At 67.0% G+C, this 10,203-nt stretch carries 4 protein-coding genes and 1 pseudogene; 4 read left to right on the top strand and 1 reads right to left on the bottom strand.

Annotated features, from left to right (window positions below; all coding sequences use genetic code 11):
* Nucleotides 1-862: pseudogene (locus FF041_RS37690) on the bottom strand (hypothetical protein); the annotation flags it as partial.
* A 690-nt stretch (nt 863-1,552) separates the two neighbouring features.
* Between FF041_RS37690 and FF041_RS02935 the strand changes: the two are divergent.
* Genes FF041_RS02935 through FF041_RS02920 form a run of 4 tightly spaced genes read left to right on the top strand, consistent with a single transcriptional unit; the run spans nt 1,553 to nt 10,181 of the window.
* Nucleotides 1,553-3,172, top strand: coding sequence for a TIGR02677 family protein (locus FF041_RS02935; protein ID WP_323391067.1), 1,620 nt, complete (start codon nt 1,553-1,555; stop codon nt 3,170-3,172).
* A complete protein-coding gene (locus FF041_RS02930; RefSeq protein WP_153520890.1) occupies nt 3,172-4,575 on the top strand; it encodes a DUF2398 family protein in 1,404 nt (467 codons plus the stop codon). The genes FF041_RS02935 and FF041_RS02930 overlap by 1 nt, the downstream gene beginning before the upstream one ends.
* A 12-nt stretch (nt 4,576-4,587) precedes the next feature.
* The gene (locus FF041_RS02925) at nt 4,588-8,907 is read left to right on the top strand and encodes a TIGR02680 family protein (RefSeq protein ID WP_153520889.1); all 4,320 of its coding nucleotides are present in this window, start codon (nt 4,588-4,590) and stop codon (nt 8,905-8,907) included.
* Nucleotides 8,904-10,181, top strand: a complete 1,278-nt coding sequence (locus tag FF041_RS02920) for a TIGR02679 family protein (protein WP_153520888.1) — start codon at nt 8,904-8,906, stop codon at nt 10,179-10,181. Before FF041_RS02925 ends, FF041_RS02920 begins: the two co-directional genes overlap by 4 nt.
* Nucleotides 10,182-10,203: the final 22 nt, after the last annotated feature.

Raw genomic sequence — 10,203 nt, 5'->3', positions numbered from 1 at the left:
CAGATCACCCCTTGCCACCAGCCCAGAAGCCCTAACTTCACGGCCTTGCGCTTTAGGTCCCGCTCGGACCGGAGCTGGACCTCCAGGTCCCCCGTGCCGTGATGGCCGAGCCCCGTCACATCCCGGGTGAACCCGGGCACGAGATCGACCTCACCCGGGTGAACCCTCACGTAGGCGAGGAGCTTGTCCTGGCGCGCCGGAGGAACGCAGACAAAGTTCCGCAGCCGCCGGTAGGCGGTGTACTGCTTGCGCCGCACCGCCGCCACATCGCCACCCAGACCGAGCAGCACCTCACCCACGGCAGCCGAGAGGTCGGCCATCGCCCCACCGGCCGCCCGGCGAGGCGCCGCTGCAGCAGCGCCCGCACCCCTTCGGCGGCGGGACGCTCCAGCGTGCCCGGCGACAGAGGCAACGGTCTCCAGGGCGATGTGGTCATCGCCATGGAGGCGGTAGCGGACGAGGTCGATGCTGCGCCGGTGCTCGCGCAGGGCGTGGACGTCGTAGCGGGTGAAGTCGCCGGCAACGCAGATCACCCGCGGATTGCTCCACAGGATCTGCCCGGCCGCCTCAGAGCCGAGCCGGTCGCGCACCAAGCGCTGGAACTCCGCCTTGTGGTCCATCAGCCAGGCCAGATAGAAGAGGCCCTGGTGGATGACACCTGCGTCCGTCGCCCGCTTGTACTCGACGATCACCGGCGCACCGTTCTCGTCGAGGCCGAGCGAGTCGATCCTCCCCCGTGAACCGGCCCGGTGCTGTACTCGCTCGCCAGGAACCTGACGCCCAGCATCACGTGCATGTGGGCCTCGACAAGGTCCTGCACATCCGCCTCGGCCTCAGCCAGCCGCGGCGCAACCTCGACCACGCTTCCGTTCGTTGTGTGAAACAGCTTCAGTCCCGTACACCCGCCTCTTCTCGATTCAAAGATCGAGAACGTCGTGAAGGGGCAGGGATATTTCCCCCGCAGGACGCCGGATGCGAGAAAATCACGCGAGGGGCCGGGGCGTGAACCTCGTCCATGCACCCAATCCCACGAGTCACAGAAGTCCGCTCATCCCACATGCGTCCCACAGAATCACCGACGAACCGTCAGATACGGATGAAACCGCAGGTCAAAGGGCTTTGTGACGGAACGCAGCAAGCTACTTCTAAGCGCCTGCTCCATTCTTGGATGCACAAGCACTCGCGCAACCCATCAATGGCATGCCACGAATCCGCCCCGCCTGTGTAGACCTGCTCCAGCATGCGACCCGTCGCATCTGCCCTCTCGGCGGCGAATGCTCCACCGACTCGCCTGCGCATCGAGCGCACAGCGTTGTCGGGGGACCCTCAAGCCCGTCCCCAAACACGCGCCCTGGCTCTGGCGAGCACGCCCCAGGCTTCCCAACGCCCGTCAAGATCGCTCGTTGTGCGCACTGTTCACTGATGGGGAACCGGAGTCCTGGAGGACCCCGCGAGGCAGGCAAGGCACCGGCGGAACAGGACATCCACACAGACAACGCTGCGGCAGGCATCCAGGAAGAACCCCTCTCTCCCGATTCCGGAGAGATTGTCAGTGCTATCTGCGAGGGTGAGGGCAAGGCTAGGCGAGACGAGGGCGGCTTTGGCGTTCCAGCGAGATGACTCGGGAGCCCCCGAGTCCTTCGATCTTGATTCATTGACTGTGAGCGACCGGCTACGACTGTTCAACTTCACACAGCGTGATGACGACGTGGCGTATCTGTGGGTACTACGGGCAATGAACGTCCTGCGGGGCGTACATCAACTCCAGGTTCATCCGGACGACGTAGCGCGCGCTCTCAACGAGTTGGCATTAGCGCACGACGAGGTGCCGTCCGCTGCAGACTTGAACCTACGGGCTATGCTCGACAACCTCTCCGCAGACAATGAGCAGGTCCTCTACCGAGTGGAGGACGCGGCCCGGTGCGGCAACTTGGCGGCGTACCGCAACCGGCAGTCGGTCTACCAGTTCACGGAGATCGGCTACCGCGTCTACCGCGCCGTGGAAGAGGTCATCGGCTCTCGCGTGCAGGACGCGAACCTGTCACGGCTGGTCTTCGCGGACATCCTGGCGGACTTCAGGGCTCTGGCAGCCGCGAACCGGGATGGCGACCGGGACGGGGTGTACCGCAAGCTCGCCCGCCTCGACAACGTGTTGGAAGACATGACGCAGCGGGCGGCGCGTTTCTATCTGACCCTCAACGATGTGGCGCGTACGACGGATATCTCCCCGGAGACGTTCCTGCGCTACAAGCACACGCTGTTGGCACATATGAGCGAGTTCACGGCAGAACTGGAGCGCTATGCGCCCCGGCTGGCCGAGGCCGTGCACGAGGTGGAAGACAGCGGGGTGGAGACCCTGTTGGAGCGGGCCGCCGCTGTGGATGAGCGGCCCATGATGCGTCCGGCCGCGCGCCTTGAGGACTGGCGGCGGCGCTGGATAGGGCTTCGCCAGTGGTTTTTGACGGAAGGCGCTGGGGAGACCAAGGCCGCCCAGTTGCAAGGCGCTACCCGCACCGCTATCTCCGGCGTGATCGCCTTGCTGCGGCAGGTGACGGAGTCGCGTCGAGGCGGGGTGAGCCGGACCACCCAGCTGCGGCATCTCGCAGCCTGGGCGGCCGGGGCGCCGGGTGAGCAGGCGGCCAACGCTCTGGTGTCTGCTGCTTTCGACCTGCGCTCGGTGCGGCATCTGTCGGGCGCGCATGACGATGACGACCAGATCTCGCCGCGAACGACGTGGTGGGATGCGCCCGGGGTGGAGGTCAGCATCAGCTTGTTCAGGCATGGCAAGCGGCCGGCGCCGGGCGGCCCGCAGCCGGTCCGTACGAGCCGTGGCGCTCATGCCCGACTGCGTCAAAAGCAGTTGGCGGATCGGGCCGCGGATCGGGAGGCCGCCACGGACCTTCTGGACCATGGAACCCACGGTCGGGTGCTGAACGCCGCGGAGACCCGCGCTGTGCTCAAGCTGCTGACCCGTGCCCTTCAGGCGCGGACGATCGTGGCGGGCCGACTGCGTTCGGGCACGGGCAGCAGCGACGTCCTCACGCTGCGCCTGGTCCCGAGCGAGCGTGGCAGCCAGCTGAGGACCGAGACCGGCACGCTCCACCTGCCCGGCTTCACTCTTGAGATCAAGCCCCATGGTGCGATACGTCGGCGCCGAACGGAGACGCCCTGATGCCCACCCATCGCGTAGCCGTCTCCGTGGAGCCTGCGGACCTTGGCTCGTACCAGCAAGCGGCCCGGCTCATGCTGCTGCACGGCATCGTCAACGAGAGCTACCCGCGGGCCAAGGCCCTGGCGCTGGTGCTGCAGTGGGCCGACGAACTGGCCAAGGATTTCCGGGAACTGTTCGGCTACACCTTGCAGACCAGCGCTCGTCACGCACGGCTGCTGCGGCGACTGGATGCCTTCGATGCCAGCCAGGCGTTCCTCACGGTGAAGAGCAAGAAGCCGTTCGACCGGCGACGGCTGGCCTACCTCTGTCTGATCCTCGCGTGCCTGCACCGGTCACGGGTCGAGATCAACCTCGCAGATCTCGTCAAACTCCTCGCGCCCTCCGCCAATGCGATCGAGCATCTGGGCTTCGATGCGACCGCACCGGGTCACAAGGACGCGGTCGTTGACGTGGTGGACTGGCTGGTCGAGCGCGGTGCGCTGCGGATCTCCGACGGATCCATGGAGGACTGGGCCCGTGACCACGACCGAGGGGACGCGCTGTTCGACATCGACCACGACACCTGCGCGGCGCTGTTCCGGCCGAACAAGCCCCTGCAGCACCTGGTCAGCGCTGCTGGCCTGCTGGACACGCCGACCGCCGGCACCGGACGGGACCCCCGTCGGCGACTCGCTGCCCAGCGAGCCCGACGGCTGCTGATCGAGTACCCGGTGGTCTACTTCGGCAACACCGACGCAGACGCGGCGATAGCACTGCGCCAGCCCACCCTGGCCGAGGACATCGCACGGCTGACCGGGTTGCCTGTCGAGCGCCGAGCAGAGGGGATCATGCTCGTCGACACCACAGGGCACTTCACCGACAAGCGGTTCCCCGGCCGCGGCGGGGCAGTCAACCGCACCGCTGGGTTGATGCTCGCGAAGATCGCGGACCTGCGGGAGGACCCGGACCGAGCCAGCAGTCTCCAGTACCTGCTGCCCGCCGACCCGATGGAGGAACACGCGGACCTCGTGAGCCGCATCGACATGGCCCTACCGCAGGCCGGAACGCTCGAAGCCCTAGCTCACGACCCCCACGCGTACACGGGCCACCACGCGGACGAGGCCGATCCTGGCGCCACAGAGCATGAGGGGCAGACGGGCCTGCCCTTCGTGGAACACGGCAAGCTCGAGCAGATGATCACCGAACTCTATGAAGAGTTCGGCCCCTCCTCCTTCACCAACAAGTGGCAGGCCGATTCCGGCGGTCTGCTGGCCGAGTCGATCGCGCTCCTGGCGGGCCTGTGCCTTGTCCATATCGTCCCCGGCGGGGTCCTGGTGCGGCCCGCCGCCGGCCGCTACCGAAACATCACCGCCGTCCTGTCACGTCCCGCGCTCGACGGCCAGTTCGCTCTCGACTTCAGTTGAGGAAACTTCTCGATGACGCTCATCCCTCATTCCCGCACCGCTGACCAGCCGGAGGTTCGCTTCAAGCCCACGCGCGCCGGGGTGATCGGCCTCTGGGACTACACCGACGAGGAGTTCGTCTTCGCCGACGGCCGGCTGGTCCTGCGCGGGCACAACGGCTCCGGCAAGACCAAGGCCCTCGAAGTGCTGTTCCCCCTCGTACTGGACGGTGTCCTTGACTCGCGGCGTCTTGATCCGTTCAGCGGCGAGGAGCGGACCATGAAGTCGAACCTTCTCTACAAGGAGCAGGAGTCCGCTTACGGCTATGTATGGATGGAGTTCGCCCGCACCGGACCCGATGATGAGGTCCTCGAAGCCGTCACCGTGGGGATCGGCATGCGTGTGACCAAATCCATGTCCACGCCGGCGCGCTTCTTCTTCGTCGCCGAGGGCAGGGTCGGTATCGACTTCGGTCTGCTCGACGCCGCCTCGCGCCCGCTGCGGGAGAACGCTCTGAAGAAGCTGCTGGGCGAAGGAGCCACCTACGCCACAGCGGAGGCATACCGTGAGGCGATCGATGACCGGCTGTTCGGGCTGGGCCGCGAGCGCTACAACCAGTTGGTCAATCTTCTGCTCCAACTGCGGCGCCCCCTGCTGGCCAAGGACCTCGACCCGGTCAAGGTGTCCGACACCCTCACCGCTGGCCTGCGGCCCGTCGATGATGCCCTCATCCTGCAAGCCGCCCGCGACTTCGAGAACCTCGCCGAGATCCAGGCGCTTCTCAACGCCCTTATGGGGGCGGATGCCGCAGTCCGGAACTTCCTCCGTGAATACACCAGTTATCTGCGCGCCCATGCCCGTGACCGCGTCGACCATGTCTCCGGGCGCATCCAGGACACGGCCACCCTCTGCGAGACGATCATGGAAGCGGCGAAGGACCGCCGCGCCGCCGAGCGGCAGCTGACCGCGGCACAGCAGGAGCGGGATTCCGGCGAGCGCCGGTGCAATGAGGTCGATGCCCGCCTGACCGAGTACAAGAACCACGACGCCATCAAGAAGCAGGACGGGCTCAAGGAACTGCGCGAGCGCGTAAGCACCGAGCGCACAGGTATCGCCGGAAGTGCACGCCACCTCAACCGGGCCCAAGAGAGCTTGGCCACTCTCAAGGGGGAGGCGGACCGCGCCCGCCAACGGCACGACGAACTGCGCAAAGCTGCCTCCCGGCACACCCACGGCCTCATGGATGCGGCGCGCCGTGGCGGCATCCTGAACGACGACGACACGCTGGATCTCGGAGCTGAGCTGGACACGCATATCGCGGGTCGGGTTGCCGCGAGGCGCAGCGAACTGCAGGAGGTACAAGACCTGCTGGGCGCCTTCAAGAACGCCACGAAGGCCCAAGAGCGCGAGCAGGAGCACTGTGACGTGGCGAGTGGCGAGCTGGCGGAGACCGAGCGGCAGTCCGCCGCGGCAGCGGAGAAGCTCACCACTGCCCGCATTGAGACCGGCCAGGAACTGGATGACTTCATCGGCCGCTGGAGCGGCAGCGAGGATTCCGCGGTCCTGGTCGCCGCCGACGGCGACGTTTTGCGAGCTGCCATCGGCGCCGTGGAGGAACCTGAGGCGGCCCCGCTGCCGGAGGTCTTCCATAATCTCGTCGACCGGCGCCGTACCCACGCGCTCTCCCGCGTTGAGACGTTGAAGCGGCAGCACAGCGACATTGCGGAAGCTCTGCGCGCCAGGCAGGCAGAGCGCGACACCGTGGCAGCTGAGGGCGACGATGCACCCCCCTCCAGTGACCTGCGCCCTGCCAGCCGCAATGAGCGGCCGGGCGCCCCGCTGTGGCAGCTCGTACGGTTCGCCGATCACATCTCCGACGGCCACGCGGCTGCGGTGGAAGGCGCCCTGTACGCGGCCGGCCTGCTTACCGCCTGGCTGCACCCCGACACCGCGCTGACCGACCAAGCTCTGCACGCCAAGGTCGCCGACGCCTATCTGCGCCCGCTGCCTCCTGCTCAGCGGCCTACCGGACGCACCCTGGCCGATGTCCTGGCCGTCGAAGATCAGCAGCACGTCAGCTCTGCTGCCGTCCAGGCCGTTCTGACCTCCATCGCCGTCCTGGACCACGCCCCGGCAGCGGACGATGCGCCGCCTGCTCCCTCGGTGACCACAGGATCGCACTTCTGCTTCGGCGTCCAGGTAGGTGCGCATCCCAAGCCTCAGCCGGAGTACATCGGGGCCACCGCGCGGGCCGCCCGTCGACGCGAACGGCTGGAACGCATCGAAGAATCCATCGCCGTCCTGGAAGCTGAGCTCGCCGGCATCGAAGCACAGCAGCGGTACGCGCACGAAGCATTCGACGACTTCGACCGCGCCAGGCGCGAGCTCCCCCGCGCCCAGGCGATCACCGATGCGGTGCGTGAGGTGGCGGTGGTGGCGGAGAAGGTCGCCGGAGCGCGCCGCCGCCTCACCGAAGCACGCAAGCGACTCGACGGGGCTATCGCCCGGGCTCATGAGAAGAACCGGCAGCTTCGCCATGCCGCCACGGCCGCGCGACTGCCCACACATCGGGAGGAACTGGATAAAGTCACCCAGGCCGTCGATGACTTCGCCGACGCCGGCAGAGCGCTCTCCTCCTGCCGTGAACAGGCCGAGGCCGCCGAGCGCGACATCGCCGACCGTAAGGAAATCATCGACGAGCAGACCGAGTCCTGCACAGAGCAGGCCGAGGCGCTGCAGGCGCGCAAGGACGAATTCGCCGTTCAGGAGGAACGTCTACGGACCCAGGAGGCAACCCTCGAGTCCCCTCTGCAGGAGATTCTCCAGCAGATCGCGGAATCCGAAGAACAGCTCGCGAAGGCACAGAAGACATTCGGCCGTGCGAAGAAGGAAGCGGAAGAGCAGCGCGACCGGCTCCTGAAGGCCGACTACGCCCTGGAGTTCGGACGGACAGCACTGGCCACAGTCGTGGCCGAGCAGGTGCGCACCACACTGACGCTGGAGCCCTACGCCCGGCCCGACCTTCTCGGCCTGCTCGAAGCAACCGCCGACACCCTCTGGCTACCGCACGACCTGTGGCCGAGTCCCGAGGAGGCAGTCCAAGCACTCATGGACAGCCTCACCTCGCCCGAAACCCCCCTCACGGGCACAGAGGCCGCCCAAAGCATCGTCCCCGAATCCGTCGCCTCACTGATCACCGCGCTCGACGAGGCGACCCGTGGTCGCCCGATCACCGCGAGCCTCCTGAAGACCGTCACGACCAAGATCTCCACGGCGATCACCACGCTGGAGTCAGCCCTGCTGGAATCCGATCAGGGCTACCTCTTCGAGTGGGAGCCGGCCGGCGACATCATTCTGGCCCGAGTCACCGACAGCGAAGGACCCGCCCCCGTAGCTGACTTCGGACGCCGTCTGGCCGAGCAGCTCGCCGACCAGAGTGTGCTGCTGGAAGACAAGGAACGCACCGTCCTGGAGGACGGGCTCCTGACCGGACTGGCCCAGCAGATCCACGACCGCACCGTCGCCGCCCGCGACCTGGTCAAGAGCATGGACGCCGATACCCGGGCCAAGCCGATGTCCTCCGGCGCGACGGTTGGCATCAACTGGGTCGTCTCCGACGCCCTCACCGACTCCCAGCAGTCCGTCAACAGGCTGCTCGACAAGGACGCCTCCGGCCTTGGCCCCGCTGGGCTGGCCGAACTCCGCTCCCACTTGCGCAGCCAGATCCGCGCCAAGGCAGCTGCCGACAAGAAGCGCGGCTACCAGCAAGTGATCGCCGAAGTCCTTGACTATCGCGCCTGGCGCAGGTTCGAACTCCGTCTGTTCCGGCAGGGCATGAGCCCTGCGGAGAAGAAGAAGGGGGAGGTCCTTACCAAGGCCAAGCACAGCGTGATGTCCGGCGGTGAGAAGTCCGCCTCGATCCACCTGCCGCTCTTCGCAGCCGCCCACGCCCAGTACAGCTCCGCCTACCCCACCTGCCCGCGCCTGATCGCGCTGGACGAGGCATTCGCCGGCATCGACGAGAAGTACCGCCCCGACCTTCTCGCCCTCACCGCCAAGTTCGACCTCGACCTCTTCATGACCGGCTACGACCTGTGGATCGCCTACCCCGAGGTGCCGCAGATCTCGCACTACGACATGAAGCACGACGAGGCATCCCACACTGTCTCCGCCATGCTGCTCGTCTGGGACGGCGAACAGATCCTCGACGACCTCGAATTTCCCGGATCCGACGACCTGGCCGCCGAACTCCTCGGCTTCACGCCCCGCCGCCACGTCCCCGCACAGGCAGGACTGCTCGCCGACGCCCCCGAAGACGAGCCAGCGAACGACGACGCTGAGGAGTCAGAATGACCGGGTCAACAGAGGCATACGAGCGCTACAGGGCCCCCGAGTTCCGCCGACTCCTGGCCGCTGCCCGGCGCTCGCTCGAGCGCAACGGCGGCGAGGTCAAGGGCTCGATCGGCCTGACCAACCCGACCTCTGCCGAACGCAACGCCGTCATCGGCATCACCGGCACCTATCGCTCGGCCGACGTCCGCCGCATCACCATCCCCCTCTCGGCGGTGGAGGAAAGTGTCCGCAACGTCGCGGGCATGTCGCTCCGCGACATCCTGGAACGAATCGGCCCGGAGCTGCGCTTGCGCGCCGATGAGCGGACCGCACTCGATCAGGCCCGGCAGAAGATCCTCGCCGAGGGCGAGGCCAGCCCGCTGCACGCAGAGCATCCGTGGTACCGGCAATGGCTGGCCGACCTCGCATCCGACGGCACAATCACGGGGCTGATCAACAAGGAGAACACCCGACTCCTCAGCCAGGCTGTCCGCGTCCTGGAGTTCCTCAACAGTCGGCCCAGCGGATCACTCCCGGTGATGCTGCCCTCACTGGCCGACGCCACCACAGGGGACACCAAAGCTCTCAACCCCGGCCGCGGCTCCCTGCCGACCCTGGTCCTGCGAGCCCTGGCCACGGCACGCGGAATGCCACTCGAATCAGGAGCCGAGGCCCGGCGCGAGTTGTGGGACGCCTTCGACGTCATTGTCGACGACCTCGCCAGCCGCGTCCTTGTCCTCAACCTCCCAGCGACCGGGCAAGGGCTGGGCCAGTGGCTCACCGACGCCGCCCGCTACGGCACCCCGTTCCATATCACCCTTCACCAGCTCATCACCCTGCCGATCGCCGTCAGCCTGCCAACGGTGTACGTGTGCGAGAACCCGGCCGTGCTTCGTCGTGCCGCCGGCGAACTCGGCACGAGCAGCCCACCCCTGATCTGCGCAGAAGGCCGCCCGTCGACCGCCTTCCACCGACTGGCCCGGCTGATCGTCGACGATGGAGGGCTACTCCGCTACCACGGCGACTTCGACTGGCCCGGCATCGCGATGACCAATGCCCTGTGTACCCGCTACGGGGCCGAGCCCTGGCGCATGAGCAGTGGGGACTACCTCAACGGAGTCTGTGCCGACACCGAGCACGTCCCACTCAACGGCAAAGTCCAGGACACACCATGGGATCCGAACCTTGCCGAGATCATGACAAACGAAGGGCGCGCCGTCTACGAGGAAGCGGTCGCCGACATCCTCCTGAAGGACTGGCACCCCTACCGTATACCGCACCACGGAGAATCCTGACAAATGGCGACTCTTGCACCAC

The sequence above is a fragment of the Streptomyces jumonjinensis genome, from assembly GCF_009600885.1.
Taxonomy (GTDB): Bacteria; Actinomycetota; Actinomycetes; order Streptomycetales; family Streptomycetaceae; genus Streptomyces; species Streptomyces jumonjinensis.
The sequence above is the reverse complement of the archived record's forward strand: the minus strand, read 5'-3'. Positions and strand labels throughout refer to the sequence as shown.

Bases quoted from the DNA above. Each gene is read 5' to 3' on its own strand.
- FF041_RS02930 (WP_153520890.1), top strand. From the start codon at position 3,172: ATGCCCACCCATCGCGTAGCCGTCTCCGTGGAGCCTGCGGACCTTGGC.
- FF041_RS02925 (WP_153520889.1), top strand. From the start codon at position 4,588: ATGACGCTCATCCCTCATTCCCGCACCGCTGACCAGCCGGAGGTTCGC.
- FF041_RS02920 (WP_153520888.1), top strand. From the start codon at position 8,904: ATGACCGGGTCAACAGAGGCATACGAGCGCTACAGGGCCCCCGAGTTC.